The sequence below is a fragment of the Shewanella frigidimarina genome, from assembly GCF_003797125.1.
GTDB classification, from domain to species: domain Bacteria; phylum Pseudomonadota; class Gammaproteobacteria; order Enterobacterales; family Shewanellaceae; genus Shewanella; species Shewanella frigidimarina.
The window spans coordinates 483,407-508,478 of sequence record NZ_RKKE01000003.1; the positions used below are offsets into that span (position 1 = coordinate 483,407).

Below are 25,072 nucleotides of genomic sequence, written 5' to 3' on the forward strand. Positions count from 1 at the left end.
TAAAACAAAAAGACAGGGATTTTAATCCCTGTCTTTTTTATTGCCTAAAAAAATATCGCCTCAATCAATTTAATACACCTTCACTTGAAGATGTATTCATTAATAGAATAACTCACACCTAGTTAGGAAAGTTTTTGTGCAGATTAACCAATTACAAACTGGTTTAAAGTTGCACTAGGGCGCATTGCTTGTTCGGCTTTAGCAGCATCTAAACGGTAATAACCGCCTAAATCAACTGCAGGGCCTTGAGCACCGTTCAATTCAGCAAGAATAACGGTTTCATTTGCAGCCAATGACTTAGCTAAAGGTGCAAAGTGTGCAGCAAGCTCGGGATCAGCCGTTTGCTCAGTTAATGCTTGTGCCCAATACATCGCTAGGTAAAAGTGACTACCGCGGTTATCGAGTTCACCTACACGACGAGACGGTGATTTATTGGTATCAAGAAACACACCAATAGCAACATCTAAGGTATCTGCTAATACTTGTGCTTTAGCATTGTTGGTCGTTTGACTTAAATGCTCTAAAGACGCAGCAAGAGCTAAAAACTCCCCTAATGAATCCCAACGTAAATGACCTTCTTTTTCGACTTGTTGCACGTGCTTAGGCGCTGAACCACCGGCACCAGTTTCAAATAAGCCGCCACCATTCATTAACGGCACGATAGACAACATTTTCGCACTTGTTCCCAGTTCAAGAATTGGGAATAAATCGGTTAAGTAGTCGCGTAACACGTTACCCGTTACCGAAATAGTGTCTTCACCTTTGATGATGCGCTCTAACGTAAAGCGAGTTGCATCTTCTGGTGACATCACTTGTATGTCTAAACCAGCAGTATCTTGTTCAGCTAAATATTGAGTGACTTTTTTAATTAACTCAGCATCGTGAGCACGGTTGCTATCTAACCAGAATACCGCAGGCGTATTGCTTAAGCGTGAACGCTTAACCGCAAGTTTAACCCAGTCACGAATTGGTGCATCTTTGACTTGGCACATACGATAGATATCGCCAGCTTCAACGTTATGGCTCATTAACACATCGCCAGCTTGGTTAATCACGTTAACCGTACCAGCAGCTTTAATTTCAAACGTTTTATCGTGGCTACCGTATTCTTCTGCTTTTTGAGCCATTAAGCCCACGTTAGGCACGCTGCCCATAGTCGTTGGGTCAAATGCGCCGTGCTTTTTACAGAACGAAATGGTTTCTTGATAAACACCAGCGTAACAACGATCTGGGATCATCGCTTTAGTGTCTTGTAACTGGCCGTCAGGGCCCCACATTTTCCCCGAAGAACGAATTGCTGCTGGCATTGATGCATCAATAATAATGTCACTAGGTACGTGTAAGTTAGTGATACCTTTATCTGAGTCGACCATTGCAAGTGCTGGACGAGCAGCATAAACAGCAGCAATATCAGCTTCAATTTCGTTACGTTTAGCTTCTGGCAGCGTACTGATTTTGGCATAAACATCACCAAAGCCATTATTTACATCAACGCCTAGCTCAGCAAATAATTTACCGTGCTTATCGAACACATCTTTAAAGAACACTTTAACTGCAAGACCAAATAATATTGGGTCTGACACTTTCATCATGGTCGCTTTAAGGTGCAAAGATAATAAAACATCTTCAGATTTTGCCGCTTCAATTTCACGAGCATAAAAATCCACTAATGCTTTTTTGCTCATCACTGCTGAGTCAATAATTTCGTCAGCTAATAACGCTAAGCCACTTTTCAATACAACGTCTTTGCCGTCTTGTTGAGTCAACACGATATTGACTTTATCAGCTGCCGCTAGAGTGACAGACTGTTCACTACCGTAGAAGTCGCCTTCATTCATGTGAGCAACGTGAGACTTAGAGTCGCTGGCCCATTTACCCATTGAATGTGGGTTTTTCTTGGCGTAGTTTTTCACTGAAGTCGGTGCACGACGATCTGAGTTACCTTCACGTAATACTGGGTTTACCGCACTGCCTTTAATTTTGTCATAACGCGATTGAGCTTCAACTTCTGCGTCATTTTTAGGCTCATCAGGATAGTTAGGAATGTCATAACCTTTTGCTTGAAGTTCAGTAATACAGGCTTTTAACTGCGGAATTGACGCACTAACGTTAGGTAATTTAATGATGTTAGCTTCTGGCTTATTAGCCAATTCGCCTAATTCGGTTAGCGCATCAGCAATTTTTTGCTCTGCAGTTAATTTTTCAGGGAAGTTAGCAATAACACGACCTGACAAAGAGATATCGCGCGTTTCAACTTTTACGCCTGCAGCGTTAGTGAAGGTACGGATAATCGGTAATAAAGACAGCGTGGCAAGTGCCGGTGCTTCGTCGGTTTCTGTGTATATGATCGTTGGAGTGTTATCTTTCATTTTATTTCCTACATTATTGTAAATTAATAATTTATTAGAATAAATTGCGTAAGCTTTTGACGGGTTTTGGTGGATAACACTCGCACAAGTGGACCGTGATCAATGACCATGGCACACTTTTTTATAAGCCAAGTATGTGAAATCCCCTATCCCATTTATTATTATATTTTGTTCTCAAACCTCTGAGATTTGGCGGTTAAAGCCGATATCTCAGAATGATAAATTAGGTACAGATCACAATTTTTAGGCGGACATCATAGATCATTCTTAGTAATTTTCAAATTCCACTAAGGGCGAATACGCAGTAAACTACCATAAATAGATTTATATTCGTTCACTTTTTACTCACTTGTATTAGCAAAGGATGTTAACCATACCTTTATGTCAAAAATCGGTAAATTCAGTTCATTTAAAAAAACATCTACTTACAGAACTGGCGCGTCTACAAAACCAGTTAATTCAGAGGCAACAAGTGCGACAGCCAATCGTAGCAGGGCAAAATCGCGTCCCCCACAAAAACCACGGCCTGAAAATCCCGTCATTGTATTATTCAACAAGCCATTTGACGTGTTGTGCCAATTTACCGATGAAGCAGGCCGACAAACATTAAAAGACTTTATTCCTGTAGCCGATGTCTACGCAGCAGGACGTTTAGACCGTGATAGTGAAGGATTGCTATTGCTTACCAACGACGGACAATTGCAGGCAAAGCTTACCCAACCATCGCAAAAAACCTTTAAAACCTATTGGGTTCAGGTGGAAGGCGAACCGTCGGATGAAGCAATCAATGCCTTATGTAATGGGGTTGAATTAAAAGACGGTATGACATTACCGGCTAAAGTTTGCGTAATGTCATCTCCTGATATTTGGCCAAGAACCCCGCCAGTACGAGAACGTAAAGCCATTCCAACAACCTGGCTTGAAGTGCAAATTTGTGAAGGTCGAAATCGCCAAGTCAGAAGAATGACCGCACATGTGGGTCATCCAACCTTAAGATTAATCCGTTATAAAATAGGTCAATGGTGTCTAGATGATTTACCTAATGGTGAATACAAAGTGATCAGCACGGCAAAGTAATCGCTGGCAGACGCTTTATACAAGAGGGAAATATGACCGAACGCTATAAACCTAATACTACTGTAGCTTGCGTGATCCACTGCCAAGGTAAATTTTTATTGGTTGAAGAATGCATCAACGGTGAGGTTAAATTTAACCAACCAGCGGGGCATTTAGAGGCCAATGAATCGATTATTGCAGCATGCGCTCGTGAAATTGTTGAAGAAACGGGGCTTGAGCTCACACCACAAGCCTTAGTAGGGATCTATCAATTTCGGGCAGCTACAGATTTAGCCTTTGTTCGTTATACATTTTGTATTGAGCTGGCCGAGCAACAACACGCCACACCCGGTGATAATGCCATTACCGCTACCCATTGGCTTAATCTTGCAGACATCACCGCCCTTGGCAACCAGCTTCGTAGCCCATTAGTGCTAAAAAGTATTGAAGATTTTTTACAACAATCAGATAAAAACCATCCCGCACAGCACACACCATTATCGTTGCTCAATGTCGATTATTTTTAATGGCTTGTCTTAGGCTATTTGTATGCGCCTCAAGATAGCCCATTAAGTGAATGCGTGATAGAATACGCGCCGCACAAATGTCGTATTTATTGGCCGTTTACCAATTAATTTCTTCGATATGTGCAACTATAATCTCTGCGATATTCGCAATTAATAGTATTCAGATTCACTACTAGCAAAAATCTAGCACAATCGCCTTGAAACATCGGCATTGCGGCACAATATATACATTATCTTTCTTCAAGGTTTTTAGGATTTATGACATCACTCAGCCCTACTTCAAACGGTAAAAAAGTCATTGTCGGCATGTCCGGCGGTGTGGACTCTTCAGTATCAGCTTACTTGTTAATGCAGCAAGGCTACGAAGTTGAAGGTCTATTTATGAAGAACTGGGAAGAAGACGATACTGATGAATATTGCGCTGCAGCAGATGATTTAAAAGATGCTCAAGCGGTTTGCGACAAGCTAGGTATAAAAATGCACACCGTCAATTTTGCTGCCGAATACTGGGATAACGTATTCGAATACTTTTTAGCAGAATACAAGGCCGGTCGAACGCCCAACCCCGATATCATGTGTAATAAAGAAATCAAATTTAAAGCATTTCTTGAATTTGCCGACGACATTTTAGACGCCGACTATATCGCCATGGGCCATTATGTTCGTCGTCGTGATAATAGCGATGGCAGCGTTGAAATGCTCCGCGGGGTTGATGGCAATAAAGATCAAAGTTACTTCTTATACACGTTAAGCCACGAACAAGTTGCCCGTAGTTTGTTCCCTGTCGGTGAACTTGAAAAACATCAAGTACGCGAAATAGCCCAAAAATTGGGACTCATTACTCACGACAAAAAAGACAGCACCGGCATCTGTTTTATTGGTGAGCGTAAGTTTACTGACTTCTTAGCAACTTATTTACCTGCTCAGCCTGGTGATATCGAAACATCAGAAGGTGAAGTAATTGGTACACATCAAGGGTTGATGTACCACACGCTTGGGCAACGCAAAGGCCTTGGCATTGGTGGACTGAAAAACAGCAATGAAGACCCATGGTATGTGGTTGAAAAAGATTTAGTCCGTAATGTGCTTATTGTGGCGCAAGGCGGTAATCACCCTCGCCTAATGTCAACAGGTATGACCGTCAATCAACTCCATTGGGTTGATCGTACGGGGCCAGCCAATAACAGCACGATTACAGTAAAGACCCGTTATCGTCAACGTGATGTTTTATGTACCCTCACCTATGATGACGCAGACAATATTACGGTGATGTTTGATGAGGCGGTTGCCGCAGTGACCCCTGGGCAATCAGCCGTGTTTTATGATGGTGACATCTGTTTAGGTGGCGGCATAATCGATACTTTAATTCGAGGATAATCCGTGAGCCAAACTCCAGACAACATCTTGTTTGAACGCACTATGGCCTTCGCGGGTATTTTACAAGCGATTGGCCAAGTGCAGTATTTAGCACGCCACGGCGAAAGTGACAAAGACGCCTTAGCTGCTACGCTTAATACTATTTTAGTCACAGAGCCTGAATCGACAGTTGAGGTCTATCAAGATAAAGCCATTTTAGATAATGGCTACCAACTGATTCAAAATCAGCTCGGCGATGGCAGTAACAAAGATGTCGAAACCACTCGTTACTTAGTTGGCGTATTAGCGCTTGAACGTAAGCTTGCCCGCTCGCCCAATGGTTTGGGTATGCTGGCAGAGCGCATCAATCAAGTGCATCGCCAACTGGCACATTTTGCGATTACCGATGAACAAGTACTTGCCAATTTTGCTAGTATTTACAGTGATATCATCAGTGAGTTAGGCCCTAAATTACAAATATCAGGTAATCCCGATTGCTTAAAGCAGCCTCAGGTGCAAAACAAAATTCGTGCGTTACTACTTGCGGCAATGCGCAGTGCGGTATTATGGCGCCAATTAGGTGGCAAACGCCGCCATTTAGTGTTTGCCCGTAAGGCCATATTTGATACAGCAAAACAAAGCCAAAATAACAATTAATCGAATCACCCTACAACAAAGTTCATCAAGGAGCTTCAAATGGATCTTTCCGCACTAACTGCTATCTCTCCGGTAGACGGTCGTTATGGTAGTAAAACCGCCTCATTAAGAGGGATTTTCAGCGAGTTCGGTCTTACTAAGTACCGTGTTCAAGTTGAAATCAACTGGTTAAAGCTATTATCTAGCTGCCCAGAGATTGAAGAAGTTCCCCCTTTTAGCGAAACTGCCCTTGCCGTGCTAGACAGCATTAAGGACAACTTTAGCGAACAAGACGCTCTACGCGTTAAAGCGATTGAAAGCACCACCAATCACGACGTTAAAGCGGTTGAGTATTTTATTAAAGAACAAATTGCCAATAATGCCGAGTTAGTCGCCATTGATGAATTTGTCCATTTTGCCTGTACCTCTGAAGACATTAACAACTTATCTCATGGCTTAATGTTAAAAGAAGCGCGTGAACAAGTGTTAGTGCCGCATTGTCAGCAAATTATTGATGCCATCAAAAAGTTAGCGCATGACAATAAAAGCGTGCCATTAATGTCACGTACTCATGGTCAGCCAGCATCGCCATCAACGTTAGGCAAAGAAATGGCTAACGTTGCGGTACGTTTAGAGCGTCAATTAAACCAAATCAACGCTGTTGAAATTATGGGTAAAATTAACGGTGCAGTCGGTAACTACAACGCACACATTTCTGCATACCCAGAAGTAAATTGGCATGAGTTGTCACAGCGTTTTGTCACCAGCCTTGGCATTAATTGGAACGCATATACCACTCAGATTGAGCCGCATGATTACATTGCTGAATTGTTCGATGCCATTGCTCGTTTCAACACCATCCTAATCGATTTTGATCGTGATATTTGGGGTTATGTTGCACTAGGCCACTTTAAGCAGCGTACTATCGCAGGCGAAATAGGTTCATCAACGATGCCGCACAAAGTCAATCCAATTGATTTTGAAAACTCTGAAGGTAACTTAGGTATCGCTAACGCGCTAATGCAGCACTTAGCTGCTAAATTACCCGTTTCAAGATGGCAACGTGACCTAACTGACTCAACCGTATTGCGTAACTTAGGTGTCGGTATGGCTCACTCGTTAATTGCATATCAAGCAACCTTGAAAGGCATTAGCAAGTTAGAAGTGAATGAAGCACAACTTTTAGCAGAACTAGACAAAAACTGGGAAGTATTGGCCGAGCCAGTGCAAACCGTAATGCGTCGTTACGGTATTGAAAAACCGTATGAGAAGTTAAAAGAACTGACGCGTGGCAAACGTATTGATGCAGCACAACTTGCAGTATTCATCGATGGTCTTGAATTACCAGAACACGTAAAAGTTGAATTGAAAAAGATGACCCCAGCAAACTACATTGGCCGCGCAGAAGCCTTTGTTGATGAGCTAAAATAGTCTTATAAGCTTATACATAACATTAGCGGTCGCATATGTGGCCGCTTTTTTATTGTATTACCACTCGTTAATTATCTCGACCTGAGGTCAATGATGTACACATTAAATATTGATACCCAAGCCTTTATTAAACAGCATTGGCAGCAAAAACCACTTGTTATCAAACAGGCTTTTATCGACTTTGAAGATCCTATCGCCGCAGATGAACTTGCAGGCCTAGCCTGTGAAGAAGAAATATCATCACGCGTTGTGGTCACAAAAGGTGATGACTGGGACGTAGTCCAAGGTCCATTTGAAGACTACGACCAATTTGGTGAAGACAACTGGCAGCTATTAGTTCAAGCCGTCAACCATTGGTACCCTGACTCACAGGCTTTAGTCGAAGCATTTCGATTTTTACCAGACTGGCGTTTTGATGACTTAATGGCATCATTTGCCACGCCAGGTGGTGGTGTTGGGCCGCATATTGATAACTACGATGTGTTTATCATTCAAGGTGATGGCGAACGTCGTTGGAAAGTGGGCGACAAAGGTCAACATAAGCGTCGTGGTGATAACCCTAACTCACCGCTAGTTGACGACTTCGAACCTATCATCGATGTGGTATTACAAAAAGGCGATGTGCTCTACATTCCACCAGGATACCCACACTGCGGCGAAACATTATCGCTCGCCTTGTCATATTCGATTGGTTTTAGAGCCCCTAGCCAGCAAGAATTATTAACTGAACTCGCGGATAGTTTAATCGACAGCAGTCAAGGCCACAAACGCTTTAATTCTGTGGATGAGCCAGCAACACCAGGGATGATTAGCCAATCTCACCAGCAAGGTATTATGGATTTATTGACCCAATTGGCTCAAGATCCGGCCAGCTATCAAACCATGCTAGGTAAACTACTGAGTCAAAATCGTTTCGAACTTGATATCTGTGAAGGCGAAGAACCATTAACAGCCGATGAGTTATTGGAAGCGATTGAGCAAGGCGCGATAATTCAACGTATTGGTGGTTTGAAAGTATTGCAGTTAGAAAATGATAACGAGCAGCGTTTGTTTATCAATGGCGAAGTGTACACCTTTGCTAATGTCACAAATGACATGTTACAGCTATTGGCTAACCAGGTAAGGATCACGCCTGAAGAGGCAAGTGTATTCACAGCCAACGCTGCGGCATTGGATATTCTGACTGGATTACTCAATCAAGGGTTATTCTACTTAGCCGAAGACGATTACGAATAATCGTTAGCATATAAGTCACTGAGCTTGATGGCCGCTTTCAACAATATCTCATCAATATGATCCATCAAGCTCAAGATAACAAAAAAGGCACTATGAGTGCCTTTTTATGTTTATTACGTCAAGTTACTCACTGGCTTAGGGCATTACCCCCACAGTTTCTCATCTTGATTCATTTTATATAAGCTTTCTGCACGCGACACCAATAATTGCGCAAACTTAAGTTGAGTAGGATCTTTGGTGACACCCGACTTATGCAAGTTCTCAGCTTTAAGTTGCCACATCATAGAAAAATGTCTAATCGCATCACGAGCCGTCGCCGCGACTTTAACATCAACATAATCAGAAGGTAAATCACCTGACATTACCCAAAATGTTTGTTTTTTAGGTTGCTTCGATTCCATCTTCCAAATGGCTAAATAAGGAGCAAGATAACGGCTTTCGTCAGCAAGTACTTTGCTTGGGATCACCCCTTTCTCAGCCAAAAAACGGTTCGCCTTTTGAAATTGAGTACGAACCCACTCTTGTCTTAATGCCTCTGGGTCTGGTGTTGGCTGTGCAACCGACTCTGCTACTTCTTCAGTCATAATACTTCCTATCTTATTGTTATATTGCAGGTTAGAACAAAAATGCAACCTGATATTCAATCTCAAAAACACTGATGCAACATACGTTACTTTACGTTTACGTAAAGTGGCAAGCTAAATTTCCACATCAATGACAAAAATAACTAAATCATGCTTTGTTGAGAGTATCGCTAAATGCTATCGTGCTGCAATAAATATAACAAGCAGTCGTTTGCGCCTTTTGTACTCAATTAACAGAAGGTGTGAGAACTTTACTTCAACAAGCTAGCAAGCGGAGATATCACGTGGCAGTTTTTAATCATGTTTCGTTCGATGAACACGAACAAGTGGTCTTTTGTCATGATAAACAAAGTGGTTTAAAAGCCATTATTGCGGTCCATAACACTAACCTAGGCCCTGCCGTAGGTGGTTGTCGTATGTGGAACTATCAATCGGATGATGAAGCCTTAACAGACGTATTACGTCTTTCTCGTGGAATGACTTATAAAAATGCGTTAGCGGGTCTCACCATGGGTGGCGGTAAAGCAGTGATCATCGCCGATCCTAAAACAACCGACCGCGAAGCGTTATTTCTTGCATTCGGACGCTTTGTGAACAGTTTAGGTGGTAAATATTATTCTGCTGAAGACGTTGGCGTATCGACATCAGACATTATGATAGCCAGCCGTGAAACTGAATTTGTTGCCGGTCTTGAAGGTAAATCAGGCGATCCATCACCACTTACCGCCTTAGGCACTTATCTTGGTATTAAAGCTGCCGTAAAGCATCAACGTGGTGTTGATAGCCTTAAGGGAATTAAAGTCTCTGTGCAAGGCGTGGGACACGTTGGTTATTACTTATGTAAGCATTTACATGATGCTGGCGCTGAACTGATTGTTACCGACATTCATCAAGCCTCGCTTGACCGTATTGCAACCGAATTTGGCGCAACCGTTGTTGCTCCGCAAGATATCTATACCCAGGATGTTGATGTCTATGCACCTTGCGCATTAGGTGCAACACTTAACGACACAACCTTGCCATTATTAAAAGCCACCATCGTTGCCGGTTGTGCTAATAACCAGTTAGCAGAGGTTCGTCACGGTGAAAAACTCAAGCAAATGGGTATTTTATATGCGCCAGATTACGTGATTAATGCTGGCGGCATTATCAATGTGTCATTTGAGAAAAACTATGATGCTGCGGCTTCCACTGCCAAGGTTGAGCAGATTTACAATACACTGCTGACTATTTTTGAACGTGCTGATAGCGAGAACCGCACTACCGGTTCAGTAGCCGATGAAATGGCTAAAGCAATTATTGATGCCGCAAGATAGTTAATCAGCTTGATATTAAGGATCTTGAATCCCTTAATATGATTTTATAAACATGATTTTATAAACATGAATTATAAAAAAAGCTAAAAAGGAAATGCCTATGCATTTCCTTTTTTATTACCCATCTCTCCAGATATTGTTGGTGACTGGTTCATCAAGTTGCAACAAATCGTTCACCTTATCGTCAAATAGCTGCCCTACTCTAAATCAACACTGACGCAATCTGTGTATTAGGGTGAATGACGGATGATCTCACACAGCAAAAAAAGCAATCAACAACGGCAACCTTTATCGCACTTAACTCACAGTGACAAAATTCAGCATTTTCATGCATTGTGGATATCGGATGTTCATCTAGGCAGCATTGATTGTAAAGCCGACTTTTTATTACATTTTCTCAATCACAGCCAAAGCCAATACTTATATCTGGTCGGCGATATTGTTGATATATGGGCGTTGAAAAAACGTGTTTATTGGCCCGATAGCCACAATAAAGTGATACAAAAAATCCTCGAACTGGCCAGTAATGGCACCCAAGTATTTTATATACCAGGTAATCATGATGAGGCTTTCAAAGCTTATGCCGACAGTAATTTCAGAGGCATTACCCTTGCCAAGCAGCATATTCATCAATCCCTTAGCGGTAAACGCTTTTTAATGTTACATGGCGATCAATTTGATTCACAAGTGTGTGTTAGCCGTACCTACGCAAAATTAGGTGACCATTTATATGATGTCTTACTGTGGTTAAACCGGCTATTGCATGTAGTAAGAAGCCGTCTTGGCTATCCGTACTGGTCATTAGCGAGCTACATCAAACTTCGCGTCAACAAAGCTCAGCAAGCCATTAACCAATACCGAGATGCCGTACTGCGCTATGCCATTAAAAAACAAGTCGACATGGTGATATGTGGCCATATCCATCAGCCAGAATTATCACAGCATACAATTAATGATCGCGTCATCACTTACGCTAATGATGGTGATTGGGTTGAAAATTGTACTCTCATTGCAGAAACAGAATCTGGAGATGTGCAGTTACTCAAATGGGATGAACAAACGTTACAAGCTACCGCAGTAAACACGATTGACTTCGGCAGTTCAGAGGCGACATCAATCATCACGCCCCAAAAACAGCACGTTGCATAAATAAGGCTAAAATATGATATTTACTGTCGATAATGTGGTTGAAAAAAACCTGCCAAATGTGCATAACAAGCCTTGGTTAGCCGTGCCGACTAAAGCCATGTTGCGCTACTTACTTCATGAAAAGCAGTGTAATGACATTGCGAACGAACACGCGCATTTATCCGGGGTCGATTTTGTTGAACAAATTCTTGCCTGTTTAAATTTCAGCTACAGCGTCCCCAATAACGAAATTGAAAATATACCCATTGAAGGCAGAGTGGTGATCTACGCTAATCACCCTATTGGTTCGCTTGATGCGCTGGCATTAATCAAATTGATTAGCCAAGTGAGACCAGACATAAAGGTCGTTGCCAATGAATTACTTATGGCCATTAAACCGCTTCACTCCATTTTATTGCCTGTACGTAACATGACTGGTGGAACACCGAAACAACATTTAAATGAAATTCATCATCACCTTAAACGTGAAGGTGCGGTATTGATTTTCCCCTCGGGTGAAGTGTCGCGTTTACGCCCTACTGGCGTCACAGATTTACATTGGCACAGCGGATTTTTAAAAATGGCTCGCGCCTGTAATGCGCCGCTTTTACCCATGTATGTAGATGCGAAGAACTCAGCTACATTTTATGGCGCTTCAATGATTTACAAACCATTAGCGACGTTATTGCTGGTCAAAGAAATGTTTAAACAAATGGATCATGTCATGCCAGTACGGATTGGCCAATTGATTGCAAAAGAAGTCGTCAGCACTCAAGATTTCCCACTTAAAACCAAAGTGAATCTGCTTAAAAATCATTTATACCGCATTGGTAAAAATCGCAGTCCGTTATTCATTACCCAAAATGCCATTGCTCATCCTGAAAAACGCAGTGAGCTACAACAAGCATTACAACAATGCGAATTGCTCGGTAAAACCCAAGACAATAAACAAATCTATTTATACAAGCATACCCACAGCAGTGCGATTATGCGTGAGATTGGCCGACTTCGTGAAATCGCATTCAGAGCCGTGGGTGAAGGTACCGGTAAACGTCGCGATACCGATAAATATGATAATCACTATTTTCATTTAGTGTTATGGGATAAAGACGAATTAGAGATTGTAGGTGCTTATCGTTTTGCCAGTGCCAAAATGCTCCACGAATCTATTGGTGAAAATGCGCTGTATAGCCAATCACTTTTTGAATACCACGATGCTTTTGCCCCTTATTTTGACCAGGGGCTCGAACTTGGCCGCAGCTTTGTCCAACCTAAATATTGGGGCCGCCGGAGTTTAGAATATTTGTGGCAAGGTATTGGTGCGTTTTTGATTAAAAACCCGCAGTATCGTTACCTCTTTGGGCCCGTGTCGCTAAGCGATAGCCTGCCGGTACCAGCCAAAGAGATGTTAGTGTTTTTTTACCAACATCACTTCGCTACTAAACACGTTTTAGCGACTTCATTTAATTCATATCAATTCACCGACGAACGTCAGCATCAATTACACCAGTTATTCAATGGCAATGACTATGCTGATAATTTTAAAATACTCAAACGGACGCTATCGAATATGGGTGTATCAGTACCGACGTTATTTAAGCAGTATGGCGAATTGTGCGACAACAATGGCGTACAGTTTCTCGATTTTGGTATTGATGCAGAGTTTGGCGACTGTATCGATGGTTTAGTATTAGTCGACATTCACGAGTTAAAGCCGATTAAATATCAAAAATACTTGGCGGGACATTTACCCGAAAACAAAATTGCATCTTGACCAAATACAAGCTGCTAAGCTTAATAAGAGGTTGTCATTAGGCGTTAAATGATTGTTACACTGATGTTTATCTGATATAAAAGTATAAATACGTGGAGAATCGCTTATGACAACTTCTACTGAAATGTTAGCTGAGACATTACCTGATACCCCGACTAAACATCTCTGTGTCGCGGACATCATGACTACGCGAGTGGTTACCATTGAAATGGATGATCGGTTAATACTGGCAAAAGAAATTTTCGACAACGTCAGCTTCCATCATTTATTAGTGGTTGATAACGAGCAACTGAGTGGAATATTGTCTCATCGGGACTTTCTACGAGCGCTCAGTCCTAATATCGGTACCGCTGCTGAATTAATGCGAGACACTGAAACCCTGCAAAAAAGAGTTCATCAAGTCATGACTCACAATCCATTCACCATCGCCCCTCATTGCGATATCAATCAAGCAACCAGGCTTATTTTAGACCACGATATAGGATGTTTACCGGTATTAGACAACAATATTATCGTGGGCATTATTACTTGGAAAGATCTATTGAATGCCTATTACGTTAAGTAAATGGTTAGCTTTTCATCTATTTAATCGTTAACAAAAAAATAGCCTGCCTGTTACTACAGTATTTTTGAACGGCCCTTTTAAGCAGTCCTTTAGATCGAATACTCATCGTATAAGTTCCGTATATTGACCGTATAATCTGACATACAATCTGCTGCTTTATTTATCATCAACCGCTAATGTTGAAGTGCCGAAAAAACAAATTTTGGCAATAGCCTTTTCAAAAAATAAATATTACTAAGCCTGCCAACTAGATAGCTTCATTTCGTAAATTGTTCATATTTATATGCTGGAAAATGTCACATTACTCTGCTTTTATTAGACACAGGGCTCGTGGCTATCATGTGATAAGGACAGCATTATGATTAAGTTTACATACCACCTCAATCAAGACAATATTGAGTTGCAAGCGAGTAATTGGTGCGGACTAGAACGGGTATTTATTAATGGTAAAGTGGTGTCACGCAAGTTCAATTTTGGTTTACAAAGCATGCATGATGTATTACTCAATAATGGTAAAAAGTGTCGTTTTCAATTAGTTCTCGATCCACAAACAGAATTAGTCTCTTGCCGTATTTACAAACAAAACCAATTAGTGACTATTTTAAATCAAGGTAAAAAACAGCTACAAAAAAGCCAGTTCCTTATCGAAACTAGCTTCGTTGTTGCATGTGTCGGCATGCTCAGCTTGTTTTGGTTAAGTTAAACATAACCAATGAGATTGGTATAACACAAGCAGACTTGGGTATTAACCTATGGTGAAATCAAGCTGAACGGTAGACTTTGCTTCTGTTGGCTTACCATCAACAAATTTAGGTGCATAACGCCATTGACTGAGCGCTTCTATCGATTCTTTTTCAAACTGGGTGCCACCTTTAGAGTCAATGATCTCAGGTGATTTAACAAAACCATTTTCATCTACCGTAAACTCAACTTGCACCCAACCAGATTTTCTTCTTTGAGCATATGATTGCGGGTATTTTGGTGGTTTTCTAAATAACGGGGTTTGTTCTTGTTGGTCACTCCATGGCGTCATTTTACCAATCGCAATGCAATGCTCAGTGGCTTTATCGCCTAGGCCTTTTTGCTCATACAGTTTCACTAACAAGGCATGCGCACGAAGCTCATACGGATGGCTATAAGGTAATGCCCGATATTGTTTGATAACTTCAACTAAATTTGTAATAGCTTGAGTTGGCTTACCCATAGTCTCATATAACGCACCCACTAGATAAGTAGCATCAACTCGTTTAATGGCATCCTCTGGCAACTTACTGGTATAAATATCGTAAGCGTCAAACGCCAAAGTTCTCACTGTGCGGGTATAATACTCGGTGCGCGATAATCGGTGAAACGTAATGAGTTTTACTTCTGCAACCGTTAACTCATTGTCAGCTTTTTCTGCAATCTCTATTGCTTCAAATAATAACATTTTCGCGTATTTATCATCTGTTGTCGATTCAGCTAACCCAATCAAAGGATCGATTAACTCGATACCATTATCGGTCACGTTTTCACGGTATACAGCTAATGCAGAAGTAAATAATTGATGCGCCTTAAGCGTCGCTTCATCTTCAATAACACGGCCTTGATTCTTTTTCTTAGGTTCAACCATTACCGCATTTGCATAATTGATGGCTAACTTAGCGCTATCAAAGCTGTCTTGACCGAATTTAATTTGACCTAACTCATAGGCTTGCTGCGCATATTTCAGCGTATCTTGGTTGTTATTACTTTCAACAGAAGCATTGTACTGTTGATAAGCTTGTGAAAAATCCTCTACATCGGTTGGTTCAGCATAAGCTACGTGGCTAACAAAAGCCGCCGCTATCGATAAGCGTAAAAGTGTCTTCATAACGTTCTAAATCCTTTTTAATTTTATCCTTAACCTTTTCTCGCACTGCGCAAAATACTGGTCGAGTAATATTGAAGTAAATACCCCCTACTTTTACCCATTTTTATGACTTAGGTCAACTTAATGAAAATCATTGTAAACAATATGTTGCGAAATATTGTCCCATAGGCACACTAAATTATCCCGCTTGTTATTTATCTCAGCGCAAAATAATACAGGAGCCAAGATGTCTGCCATCACCAAATTGCTCCAAGCGATGTTAAGTAGCTTCAAAGACCTTATTCCGATTATCTTAGTGGTCAGTTTTTTTGAAATATTTGTGCTTCATCAAGCGCCTGCAGAACTTGGATCTATTCTTGTGGGTGTAGTGTTTATTGTATTAGGGCTGACCTTTTTTGTATTTGGTTTGGAAATGGGTTTATTTCCCATCGGCGAATCACTTGCTGAAGCATTAGCACGAAAAGGCAGTGTGTTTTGGTTAGTTATTTTCTCATTCTCATTAGGTTTTGGCACCACATTAGCAGAGCCTGCTCTTACGGCTGTGGCAAACGAAGCGGCACAAGTTGCCGCAAACGCTGGTGCGATAGAGTCAAACCAACAATCCATGAGTTCTTATGCGATGGGCTTACGATTAACCGTCGCCATTTCGGTTGGTTTGGCTATTTTACTCGGTGTGATCCGCATTCTTAAAGGATGGCCAATCCACTACCTTATTATTGGTGGTTACGTGTTGGTGATGATCCTCACCAGCTTTGCACCCGCCAACATTATCGGCATTGCTTATGATTCTGGCGGCGTCACCACATCGACCATTACAGTGCCTTTAGTAACAGCCCTAGGGGTTGGCCTAGCAAGTGTTATTAAAGGCCGCAACCCTATGATTGATGGCTTTGGATTAATTGCATTTGCCAGCCTAAGCCCAATGATTTTTGTACTACTGTACGGCATGGTGTTTTTACAGTGATCGATATCGCCAATAAAATGAGGAGTTGTTTTGCTCAATGAACTGATTAGCACTTTATTTCTGACTGCTCGTGATGTCATTCCTATCGCGATAATTCTATTTGGCTTTCAGCTGGGCGTGCTTAAACGCCCTATCAACCAATGGCGTAAAGTATTGCTCGGATTTGTTTATGTCATTATCGGCCTCACTTTTTTTCTTGTTGGTTTGCAATTAGCGCTATTCCCTATTGGTGAGAGCATGGCAAATCAACTGACCACCAGCGAGTTTTTACACCCAGATGGTGGCAACGAGCCGTTTATTTGGCAAGATTATTTTTGGGTTTATGTGTTTGCTGCCGCAATCGGTTTTAGTACCACAATTGCAGAACCGTCATTAATTGCTGTGGCCATCAAAGCCAACCAAGTCTCGGGTGGCACCATTGGTATCCAAGGCCTTCGAATGTCAGTGGCGTTTGGCGTCGCGATTGGTATTACGTTGGGTTGTTTTCGTATTGTGGTTGGCGATCCCATTCACTATTACATTATGGCCGGCTATGTAGTGGTGGTCATTCAAACCTTTTATGCCCCAAAAATGATTGTACCTCTAGCCTATGACTCTGGTGGCGTAACCACCTCAACCGTAACAGTGCCATTAGTTGCGGCATTAGGACTTGGACTGGCCACCAATGTTGAAGGCCGTAATCCATTAATTGATGGCTTTGGCTTGATTGCCTTTGCCAGTTTATTTCCGATGATCACCGTTATGGGTTACGCCCAAGCGGTTGACTATTTATCCAAACGAAAAGCCACTAAGGAGTAACCTATGCGCTTTAAATTAATTGTCGCCTTTGTCGACGATGACTGTACCGATAAGGTACTTGATGCAGCGCGTGTTGCAGGCGCAACGGGTGCCACTGTGATTAATCATGCTCGCGGTGAAGGGCTAGAAAAAAAGAAAACCTTTATGGGGCTTACCCTAGATGTTCAGCGTGATGTGATTTTGTGGTTGGTAGAAGAACACATGAGCCGCAACATTCTCGAAACCATATCTAACGTAGGTGAATTTGACACCAATTCAGGCAAAGGTATTGCGATTCAAATTGATGTTGAAGATGCCGTTGGAGTGGCCCATCAAGTTCAAAAATTGAGTAAAGACATTGAGGATCAAATATGAGTAGCACAACCCCTATTTGTAATCGTGACGTCATGAATAACCATTACGTCATGGTTGATGGAATGCACACTGTGGCCGAAGCGATCCAAGAAGCCATTAGCAATAACGTCAATATATTAGTCGTTAATAAACGCAATGAACATGACGAATACGGCATGGTTCTCATGAGCGATATAGCTCGCAAAGTGTTAGCCAAAGACAAGTCACCTGAGCGCACCAACATTTACGAAGTTATGATAAAGCCAGTACTTTCATTGTCTGCTGACATGGATGTTCGCTATACCGCACGGCTTTTTGAGCGCTTTAATATCAATAAGGCCCCCGTGATTGAAGCAGGTGAGATTTTAGGTTTTGTCACCTATGACAATATTGTGCTTAAGGGCATGATAGCAAAGTCATAATATGCATCTACTATATTATGCACATGTGGTTATTCGAGCTGGCGAATAATAAAATCAATCAAGGTTCGTGTTTTTAATGGCAGATTTTTGTCTTTATATAATAAGTGTATTGGCATCGCATCTGGAGGTATTAATGCGCTGACATTTATTAACAATCCAGCTTGAATTGCCTCTTGCACCACAATCTGTGGCTGTAAAATAATGCCCAGTCCATCTATCGCGGCTTGGATTAATACCAAGCCACTATTGGACAACAATCTAAAGCTGCGTTTACCAAACAACTGGCTATGGGCAACCGCTAATGAAGCACTTTTCGAATAGCGAAAGCCTAAACAATCATGCCGAGGTAAATCGCTAATTGACTCTATTGGCGAATGTTGAGCTAAATAGTGAGGCGAAGCACAAAATAACATTTCATAATTCATAATATGCCTGCCAATTAACGCAGAGTCATCAAGATTGCCAATTCTGACCACCACATCAGCATGATCGACCATGGGATCGATTAGATTATTATCAAGTCGCAGCTCTACATCAATTTGCGGATATTGCAGTAAAAATTGATTCACTATCGGTGCCAGCACAATATTGCCAAAACTCACTGGAGCATTAATTCTAATGGTGCCTTTTGGCGTCGAACTCATCGACTGCAGCGTGTTTTCAGCTTGCTCAATAGCCATCAAGATTATCTGGCATTCTTGGTAATAAACGTGGCCCGATTCCGTTAATTCTTGTTGACGAGTAGTACGGTTAATGAGCTTAACCCCAAGGTAGGCCTCTAACTGATTAATGTGTTTACTCACCATAGTCCGGCTGATATTAAATTTATGCGCAGCTGTGCCGTAGTTGCCCTGCTCAGCCACATGACTAAACACCTGCATCGCAGTTAATTTATCCACCGAATATCCTTAATACAGCATCAAACCAGTGTTGATTATAAACCTATGGTGTTTTCTGTAAACACCAGTAGGCCATTTTGCCTTGCGCCTAACTGGTTTACGATGCCCCATTATTATTAAGGGGTTGATATGGATAACAAACTGGATCAACAAGGCGTGTTTATCACCGCTGAAATTCACATTAAAGACCAAGTGCCTTTGGCACAAGGAATCGCAGCTGTCCGTCAATTCTGTGCAGATATGAATAGCGAACCAGGCTGTTCACTTGCAATAGCTCTGCAAAATAAAACCAATCCTAAACAATTTGTGTTTTGGGAACGTTATAACGACCAAGCGGCATTTGATGCCCACTTTGCAGCTGATCATACTCAAGCCTTTATCAAATCGGCGTTAACCGATCTAAAGCAAGCGTTTGACTATCAAAAATTAACCACTGAGGGATAATTAATGTCTGGATCGATTAAATGGGCCATATTAGGCACCAGTTTTATCTCTGGGGTAATGGCTGATGCGATTAAAGCACAAGGTCAAAGCACAATTTATGGTGTTGCCGGACGCAACACCACAACATTGGCAGAGTTTGCCAATCAGTATCAAATTCCACATCAATTTACGGATTTTGATGCGTTAATCAACAGCCCTGAAGTCGATGTTATCTACATTGCTCTGCCAAATCATCTACATCATGAATACATAATCAAAGCGGCTAATGCTGGCAAAGCCATTTTATGTGAAAAATCATTGTCCGTAGACATGCCAAAAACCATCGAAAGCCTTGATGCTGTAACGCAAAATAAGGTGTTTTTCCTTGAAGGATTAATGTATTTAGCTCACCCCTTTATGAAACAGCTAAGTAAAACATTAGCCACTGGTGTGATTGGTGAAGTAAAAAGTATTCGCGGCCAATACTGTGCATCCATTAGCCAGTTTGTTAACCCTGCCAGCCTTGGTGCATTATTTAACTTAGGTTGCTACCCTGCATCATTAATGCAGTTAGTCATGCAACAACAATTTGGTACCGAGCAAAGCCAACAATACCAAATTGAAGCGACCGGTAGACGCGGCCAAGACGGTAATATTTGCGAATCAACCGCCATTGTCAGTTACAGCAACGACGTGCAATGTCATCTGCATACCGCTGAAGACTATGGTCTGCACGCAGGCTTTACTATTTTAGGCAGCTTAGGAAGTATTGAGTTCACCTCAAACCCTTGGTTACCAGAATCTCAGGGTAATCATTTTACCGTTAGATTATATGAACAAGAAGCTGAAGTGATAGATGTTGAAGTAGTAAACGTTGAAGCTAAAGGCAATGGGTTTTACTATCAAGTAGAAGCGGTGCTTAACGCATTAGACACTAAGCAATACACAGTACCTAGACCTTTGGTACAGGTCAGTGACTCTGTTGATATTATGCAAATGTTAACCACATGGCATAAAGCCGCCTTAGAAAGCCGCGCTGCGAACCACACCACTGAACGCTAAACATTCGCTTACTCGCTGTTGCTGAATGTTAGATAATTCAGTAACAGCAACGAAAGCGTACTCGCTGTGTTCATCGCTTAAACTTATTTGGGCACCTTTGGGTAACTCGCAGCGAAAGATAAACGCTTGCGATTGATACGCACTGTGAAAATACACTCCAGACAGATATTGCACATCCACCTCACAGCCCAACTCTTCAAAACATTCACGTTGTAATGCCTGATGAATCGTTTCATTAGGGTCAAGCCCACCACCCGGCAAGCCCCAATGTTTGTCACCATAAGTGGCTTTTAACAGCAAGACTTCCCCTACTGTATTGGTTATGACCGCGTGAGAACTCAATCTAAATAAGTCATTAAAAGCCATGATGGTTTTCCTGTTATAAATAGAGGCTTGTTATGTACTCTTAAAAAACTAGCGCCATAACTGCTTTGTTCCAAGTAAATAGTAAATACCATAGATGCAACAAACTGTTGAGTTCACTAACCAAAAAGCCATAGAATTTTGATGGATATCGGGTGATGACGTGAAAAAAGGCACAATTAACCCCGCCACTCCACGAATTAAGTATACAGCAGTGATTAACACTAAACATGTTTTTAGAAACGGTAACTTAACAATTAAGCCCGCGCCCGAAAATGCGTAAAGCCCCCAAACACAAAGAACAGCAGCGATAATTAATGTGACAATGGTAGGATAAATATCACCGGCAGCAGCCATTTTAGCCATTTGTTCACCAGCACCAAAAAAGTGGTACCAGTCTGGGCCGCCAAATATACAACTGATATGTAGCAAGGCAGCAAAGATGCTTAAGCAGCCAGCAATAACGAGTAAACCATTCCTTTGCATTCAAAATCCTTTTGGCACTTGCTCCGCTATGGAGTATTTAATAGTTAGTCTGTTAGCATATGTAGCGAAGCAAAACCGAGTTCAACATTAGTCGCTTATTCGCGATGACTTTTAAATGGTTTGCATAACGTGCCTTGATGGTAGCTCATTTGTGACCTCCCATTATTCAGTGACCATATAGAACTACGCAGTGAAAATATCGGCGTTGGTTTAAGATATGGCCTGCGGCCACTAATATCCTAATTGAACTTCTAATAAGTTTAACTGAGCACTAAGCGTTTGTGGCGAAATATGCATGACTTTTGATGCCTGAGCGATACCCCCATATGTCGCTATCATATGAAAAGACTGCAAGGAATGATAATTGAACTTACCATATGATTCCCTAATGTACTTTCTCTCATCTAATGTTTATTTTCTCAAAACACATTATCAATTTTTTATTGATGAAAAAAAAACTAAAATAGACTTTTAGTACTATGATTAATTGTATAAAGTTAAGTCATTAGAGAAAAAGGATTTATATGTCAAAAAGTAGTTTCCCCTTAATGGTTTTCGCTTTCTTGGCCGTTCAATTATTGTCAGTACCACCAGCTAAGGCTGTAGAGGTACTGACGGCTCAAGAACTTTCATCGCACTGCGCACTGTTTAACTCTGAACCAGAAAGCGTTGATGGTCAGTATTGTGTCCGCTATATTCAAGGCTTTATAGATGGTGCAATAGCGACCGATGCAAGAGTCATGCTAAATGCGGAAAGTGCCCTTGCAAGTAAAGAGACTTTCACGGAACGCGCGATTCGCACTCGTATGCCAAACCGTTTAGACCGTTCCAGAGCAGCAGGCCTAGCCGGTTTTTGCCTCGGAGATCCGCTGCCATTGCGCGATGTTGTTAACGTTATCGTCGCCGATCTAACAGCCCAAACAGATAACAGCGAAGAAAATGAACCGGCGATGGAAGTCGTCTATAAATCATTACTGAAAAACTACCCCTGCAAACTATGAGCTTAACTCTAGCCCAGCATACGTTTCAACGCGGCGAAACAAGACTCTCGTCTGTTTTGCTACTTCTGTTTATTTTAGCAATCTCTTGGCTTCTCTGGTCGGGACTCTACAAACCACTCGTCATGAGTTTGGGGGCTTTGTCCTGCTTGCTCAGCGTTTTCTTAGCACATCGTATGGGCTTTTTCCGGCATCATACAAATTTGCTTAGACTTATGCCTCGCCTGCCTGGCTATTGGTTGTGGCTGTTGCGAGAGATTATTATTTCGAGTCTGGACGTAGCCAAGCTAATCCTGAAACCCTCTATGCCTATAAGCCCCACCGTTGTTGTACTTGAAGCGGAAGCCAAAACGGACGTGGGCCAAGTAATTCTTGGCAATTCCATTACCCTATCTCCGGGAACCGTCACGTTGGATTTACACGAGGGGAAAGTATTGATTCATTGCCTAACCAGTGAAAGCGCAAAAGAATTACAAAAAGGCGAAGCGAATCGTCGAGTAGCAGCTCTGGAGCCCCGCTAATTATGTATATTGTTGTCTCTATAGCCATTTTGGTGACCATGGTATTGGCCCTAGTGAGAGCTCTTAAAGGACCAAGCGTTTACGATCGCGTACTGGCAGTCAATGTGTTTGGTACCAAGACCGTATTATTACTGTCCGTCATTGCATTTCTTTACGGTCGGCCTGATTTTCTTGATCTTGCGTTGGCCTACGCTCTGGTCAATATGGTCGGGATTCTTGCAGTATTAAATTTTTTCCAAAATCGTTCCCGTAGAAAATCTGATTCCGAGGCAGAAAATGATTGATGTCGCGCTAGATATTCTGAGTTGGATTTTACTCGTTCTAGGTGGTGCCTGCGTGTTAATCGGCGGTATAGGCGGCCTGCGCCTGCCAAACTTTTACACCAGAATTCATGCCGCCAGTCTTACTGATACCATGGCGACTATCTTAATTTTTGTTGGTATGATCCTACAAGCAGGTTTGTCTCTAGCCGCTATTAAACTGTTTGCTATTATGCTGTTTTTGCTGCTGACTGGCCCAACTGCTACCTATGCGTTGGCCAATGCCGCGCTATTATCCGGTCTCAAGCCAGACGATGGAAGCGCTAGCGACGCACCCAAGGCTAACAACTTACCCAAAGAGGGGGCTGGAGAATGATCTTAATTTTTGCGCTATTCCTACTGACCCTTCTCGTCATTACCGCTATTGCTATAGTGCGCACCGACGACCTGTTTGTCGCGGTAATGCTGACCTCTATTTTCAGTTTACTAATGGCGGCCAACTTTTTTATTTTGGACGCTGCTGATGTAGCACTAACAGAAGCCGCGGTGGGTGCTGGAGTGACAACGGTAATCTTCCTCTGTGCATTGGAGCTGACTGGTGACCGGGAAAAAGCTCGAGTTGGAGGTCGGTGGATAGCTCTAAGTACTGTGGGCATTCTGGCATTGCTAATAATATACGCCACTTTCGACAAACCACGGCTCGGCGACCCTGATGCCCCAGTGCATCAGCATCTTGCGCCTTGGTATCTAGAAAAAACGCCTGAGTATATTGATATTCCCAATGTGGTCACCGCAATTCTTGGCAGCTTTCGAGGCTATGACACACTGGGCGAAGTGTTTGTTGTTTTCGCTGCTTGTATCGGGGTTTTATTCATCCTTGGTGTGAGCCCTTCACGAAAAAATCAGCCAGTGATTAAAAAAAGTAGTGGTCTACGCCACCATCTTATCCCCCAAGTAGTCGGCCGGCTGCTGATACCATTTATCGTGTTATTTGGTCTTTATGTACAATTCCATGGCGAATATGGCCCGGGCGGAGGATTCCAAGCTGGTGCAATTATTGCCACAGGCATAATCCTTTACGCACTGCTCGAAGGCGAATCCGAAGCGTTGCGAGCAATACCTCGCGGGGTGCTGTTGGGTATGGTTATAGGCGGTGCATTGTTATATGGCGGCGTGGGTGTGGCTTGCATGTTGATGGGAGGAACATTTCTAGATTATTCAGTACTAGCCGCTGACCCTGTGTTTGGGCAACAGCTGGGTATTTTAATTATCGAGGCTGGCGTTGGCATGGCGGTATGTGGTGCACTTTTGGCCATTTTCCATGCGTTCGCTGCCCGTGAGAGATTGTCATGAAACTATTAGAACTGCTGGGCTACTTCAATTATTGGGTATTCGCTATCATTTTAACGGTGGGACTGTATGCCGTGATTAGCAAAACCAATTTGATTAAAAAACTCATTGGATTATCCATTTTTCAATCTGCTGTATTCCTTATGTATATTACTATGGACAAGGTAGAAGGCGGGACAGCCCCCATCATACAAAGCGGTGTAGAAGATCAAATATTTTCAAACCCAGTACCACAGGTACTGATACTAACAGCCATCGTTGTGGGAGTATCGACCCTCGCATTGGGACTGGCCATGGTTGTACGTATCAAGGAATGTTATGGCACGATCGAAGAAAACGAAATTTTGGATGCCGACTGACTAC

The 25,072-nt window shown here is 42.1% G+C and carries 30 protein-coding genes; 23 read left to right on the top strand and 7 right to left on the bottom strand.

Annotation, left to right across the window (positions count from 1 at the left end; translation table 11 throughout):
• Positions 1-143: 143 nt before the first annotated feature.
• Positions 144-2,369, bottom strand: coding sequence for an NADP-dependent isocitrate dehydrogenase (locus tag EGC86_RS11555; RefSeq protein ID WP_123777661.1), 2,226 nt, complete (start codon positions 2,367-2,369; stop codon positions 144-146).
• Positions 2,370-2,750: 381 nt separating this feature from the next.
• Between EGC86_RS11555 and EGC86_RS11560 the strand changes: the two genes are divergently transcribed.
• The 6 genes from EGC86_RS11560 to EGC86_RS11585 all read left to right on the top strand — a co-directional run bounded on the left by EGC86_RS11560 (position 2,751) and on the right by EGC86_RS11585 (position 8,611).
• A complete protein-coding gene (locus EGC86_RS11560; RefSeq protein ID WP_123777662.1) occupies positions 2,751-3,446 on the top strand; it encodes a pseudouridine synthase in 696 nt (231 codons plus the stop codon).
• Positions 3,447-3,478: 32 nt separating this feature from the next.
• On the top strand, positions 3,479-3,952 hold the full coding sequence (locus EGC86_RS11565) for an NUDIX hydrolase (protein WP_123777663.1): 474 nt from the start codon (positions 3,479-3,481) through the stop codon (positions 3,950-3,952).
• Between the two features lie 258 nt (positions 3,953-4,210).
• Entirely contained in the window at positions 4,211-5,329 is a 1,119-nt protein-coding gene (gene mnmA, locus EGC86_RS11570) for a tRNA 2-thiouridine(34) synthase MnmA (RefSeq protein ID WP_123777664.1), read from the top strand.
• Between the two features lie 3 nt (positions 5,330-5,332).
• On the top strand, positions 5,333-5,965 hold the full coding sequence (gene hflD, locus EGC86_RS11575) for a high frequency lysogenization protein HflD (protein WP_281047853.1): 633 nt from the start codon (positions 5,333-5,335) through the stop codon (positions 5,963-5,965).
• Between the two features lie 39 nt (positions 5,966-6,004).
• Positions 6,005-7,375, top strand: coding sequence for an adenylosuccinate lyase (gene purB / locus EGC86_RS11580; protein WP_123777665.1), 1,371 nt, complete (start codon positions 6,005-6,007; stop codon positions 7,373-7,375).
• Positions 7,376-7,468: 93 nt separating this feature from the next.
• The gene (locus EGC86_RS11585) at positions 7,469-8,611 is read left to right on the top strand and encodes a ribosomal protein uL16 3-hydroxylase (protein ID WP_123777926.1); all 1,143 of its coding nucleotides are present in this window, start codon (positions 7,469-7,471) and stop codon (positions 8,609-8,611) included.
• A 143-nt stretch (positions 8,612-8,754) separates the two neighbouring features.
• On the opposite strand, the gene EGC86_RS11590 is transcribed toward EGC86_RS11585, so the two are convergent.
• Positions 8,755-9,195 (bottom strand): DUF4826 family protein, encoded by a 441-nt coding sequence (locus EGC86_RS11590; protein WP_011637719.1) that lies wholly within the window; start codon positions 9,193-9,195, stop codon positions 8,755-8,757.
• 284 nt (positions 9,196-9,479) lie between these two features.
• On the opposite strand from EGC86_RS11590, the gene EGC86_RS11595 reads away from it, so the two are divergent.
• The 5 genes from EGC86_RS11595 to EGC86_RS11615 all read left to right on the top strand — a co-directional run bounded on the left by EGC86_RS11595 (position 9,480) and on the right by EGC86_RS11615 (position 14,681).
• Positions 9,480-10,511 carry a Glu/Leu/Phe/Val dehydrogenase dimerization domain-containing protein gene (locus EGC86_RS11595; RefSeq protein ID WP_011637720.1) on the top strand — a complete coding sequence of 344 codons (1,032 nt, stop codon included), beginning with the start codon at positions 9,480-9,482 and terminating at the stop codon, positions 10,509-10,511.
• Positions 10,512-10,757: 246 nt separating this feature from the next.
• A complete protein-coding gene (locus EGC86_RS11600; protein WP_123777666.1) occupies positions 10,758-11,660 on the top strand; it encodes a UDP-2,3-diacylglucosamine diphosphatase in 903 nt (300 codons plus the stop codon).
• A gap of 13 nt (positions 11,661-11,673) precedes the next feature.
• Complete coding sequence (gene olsF / locus EGC86_RS11605; protein ID WP_123777667.1) at positions 11,674-13,413, top strand: bifunctional ornithine lipid synthase OlsF; 1,740 nt, start codon at positions 11,674-11,676, stop codon at positions 13,411-13,413.
• Between the two features lie 124 nt (positions 13,414-13,537).
• Entirely contained in the window at positions 13,538-13,978 is a 441-nt protein-coding gene (locus EGC86_RS11610; RefSeq protein WP_165872420.1) for a CBS domain-containing protein, read from the top strand.
• Between the two features lie 358 nt (positions 13,979-14,336).
• Positions 14,337-14,681 (top strand): hypothetical protein, encoded by a 345-nt coding sequence (locus EGC86_RS11615; RefSeq protein WP_011637724.1) that lies wholly within the window; start codon positions 14,337-14,339, stop codon positions 14,679-14,681.
• Positions 14,682-14,723: 42 nt separating this feature from the next.
• Here EGC86_RS11615 and EGC86_RS11620 read toward each other — a convergent pair whose 3' ends face one another.
• Positions 14,724-15,830 carry an energy transducer TonB gene (locus EGC86_RS11620; protein ID WP_123777669.1) on the bottom strand — a complete coding sequence of 369 codons (1,107 nt, stop codon included), beginning with the start codon at positions 15,828-15,830 and terminating at the stop codon, positions 14,724-14,726.
• Positions 15,831-16,056: 226 nt separating this feature from the next.
• Here EGC86_RS11620 and EGC86_RS11625 point away from each other — a divergent pair, with 226 nt between their 5' ends.
• From EGC86_RS11625 to EGC86_RS11640, 4 genes are read left to right on the top strand one after another with little or no spacing between them, the layout of a single operon-like run.
• Positions 16,057-16,794 (top strand): DUF1538 domain-containing protein, encoded by a 738-nt coding sequence (locus EGC86_RS11625; RefSeq protein ID WP_123777670.1) that lies wholly within the window; start codon positions 16,057-16,059, stop codon positions 16,792-16,794.
• 30 nt (positions 16,795-16,824) lie between these two features.
• A complete protein-coding gene (locus tag EGC86_RS11630; RefSeq protein ID WP_123777671.1) occupies positions 16,825-17,592 on the top strand; it encodes a DUF1538 domain-containing protein in 768 nt (255 codons plus the stop codon).
• A 3-nt stretch (positions 17,593-17,595) separates the two neighbouring features.
• Positions 17,596-17,946 (top strand): P-II family nitrogen regulator, encoded by a 351-nt coding sequence (locus EGC86_RS11635; protein WP_011637728.1) that lies wholly within the window; start codon positions 17,596-17,598, stop codon positions 17,944-17,946.
• Entirely contained in the window at positions 17,943-18,347 is a 405-nt protein-coding gene (locus EGC86_RS11640; RefSeq protein ID WP_123777672.1) for a CBS domain-containing protein, read from the top strand. Before EGC86_RS11635 ends, EGC86_RS11640 begins: the two co-directional genes overlap by 4 nt.
• Positions 18,348-18,376: 29 nt before the next feature.
• Here the strand turns inward: EGC86_RS11640 and EGC86_RS11645 are convergent, their stop codons facing one another.
• Positions 18,377-19,246, bottom strand: a complete 870-nt coding sequence (locus tag EGC86_RS11645) for a LysR family transcriptional regulator (RefSeq protein ID WP_123777673.1) — start codon at positions 19,244-19,246, stop codon at positions 18,377-18,379.
• 129 nt (positions 19,247-19,375) lie between these two features.
• On the opposite strand from EGC86_RS11645, the gene EGC86_RS11650 reads away from it, so the two are divergent.
• The gene (locus EGC86_RS11650; protein WP_245423143.1) at positions 19,376-19,690 is read left to right on the top strand and encodes a putative quinol monooxygenase; all 315 of its coding nucleotides are present in this window, start codon (positions 19,376-19,378) and stop codon (positions 19,688-19,690) included.
• Positions 19,691-19,693: 3 nt separating this feature from the next.
• Positions 19,694-20,731 (top strand): Gfo/Idh/MocA family protein, encoded by a 1,038-nt coding sequence (locus EGC86_RS11655; protein ID WP_123777674.1) that lies wholly within the window; start codon positions 19,694-19,696, stop codon positions 20,729-20,731.
• On the opposite strand, the gene EGC86_RS11660 is transcribed toward EGC86_RS11655, so the two are convergent.
• The 3 genes from EGC86_RS11660 to EGC86_RS21230 all read right to left on the bottom strand — a co-directional run bounded on the left by EGC86_RS11660 (position 20,693) and on the right by EGC86_RS21230 (position 21,934).
• Positions 20,693-21,097 (bottom strand): NUDIX hydrolase, encoded by a 405-nt coding sequence (locus EGC86_RS11660; protein WP_011637733.1) that lies wholly within the window; start codon positions 21,095-21,097, stop codon positions 20,693-20,695. The genes EGC86_RS11655 and EGC86_RS11660 overlap by 39 nt on opposite strands.
• A gap of 48 nt (positions 21,098-21,145) precedes the next feature.
• Complete coding sequence (locus tag EGC86_RS11665) at positions 21,146-21,580, bottom strand: hypothetical protein (RefSeq protein WP_123777675.1); 435 nt, start codon at positions 21,578-21,580, stop codon at positions 21,146-21,148.
• Positions 21,581-21,811: 231 nt separating this feature from the next.
• Positions 21,812-21,934, bottom strand: a complete 123-nt coding sequence (locus EGC86_RS21230) for a helix-turn-helix domain-containing protein (RefSeq protein WP_425376028.1) — start codon at positions 21,932-21,934, stop codon at positions 21,812-21,814.
• Positions 21,935-22,143: 209 nt separating this feature from the next.
• On the opposite strand from EGC86_RS21230, the gene EGC86_RS11675 reads away from it, so the two are divergent.
• Genes EGC86_RS11675 through EGC86_RS11700 form a run of 6 tightly spaced genes read left to right on the top strand, consistent with a single transcriptional unit; the run spans position 22,144 to position 25,068 of the window.
• Positions 22,144-22,581 carry a Rap1a/Tai family immunity protein gene (locus EGC86_RS11675; RefSeq protein ID WP_245423144.1) on the top strand — a complete coding sequence of 146 codons (438 nt, stop codon included), beginning with the start codon at positions 22,144-22,146 and terminating at the stop codon, positions 22,579-22,581.
• Positions 22,578-23,099, top strand: a complete 522-nt coding sequence (locus EGC86_RS11680) for a Na+/H+ antiporter subunit E (RefSeq protein ID WP_245423145.1) — start codon at positions 22,578-22,580, stop codon at positions 23,097-23,099. Before EGC86_RS11675 ends, EGC86_RS11680 begins: the two co-directional genes overlap by 4 nt.
• Positions 23,100-23,101: 2 nt before the next feature.
• Complete coding sequence (locus tag EGC86_RS11685) at positions 23,102-23,383, top strand: MrpF/PhaF family protein (RefSeq protein WP_011637737.1); 282 nt, start codon at positions 23,102-23,104, stop codon at positions 23,381-23,383.
• Entirely contained in the window at positions 23,376-23,735 is a 360-nt protein-coding gene (mnhG, locus tag EGC86_RS11690; protein WP_011637738.1) for a monovalent cation/H(+) antiporter subunit G, read from the top strand. Before EGC86_RS11685 ends, mnhG begins: the two co-directional genes overlap by 8 nt.
• Positions 23,732-24,712, top strand: a complete 981-nt coding sequence (locus EGC86_RS11695; protein WP_123777678.1) for a DUF4040 domain-containing protein — start codon at positions 23,732-23,734, stop codon at positions 24,710-24,712. Before mnhG ends, EGC86_RS11695 begins: the two co-directional genes overlap by 4 nt.
• Positions 24,709-25,068, top strand: a complete 360-nt coding sequence (locus EGC86_RS11700) for a cation:proton antiporter subunit C (protein ID WP_011637740.1) — start codon at positions 24,709-24,711, stop codon at positions 25,066-25,068. The genes EGC86_RS11695 and EGC86_RS11700 overlap by 4 nt, the downstream gene beginning before the upstream one ends.
• Positions 25,069-25,072 lie beyond the last annotated feature (4 nt).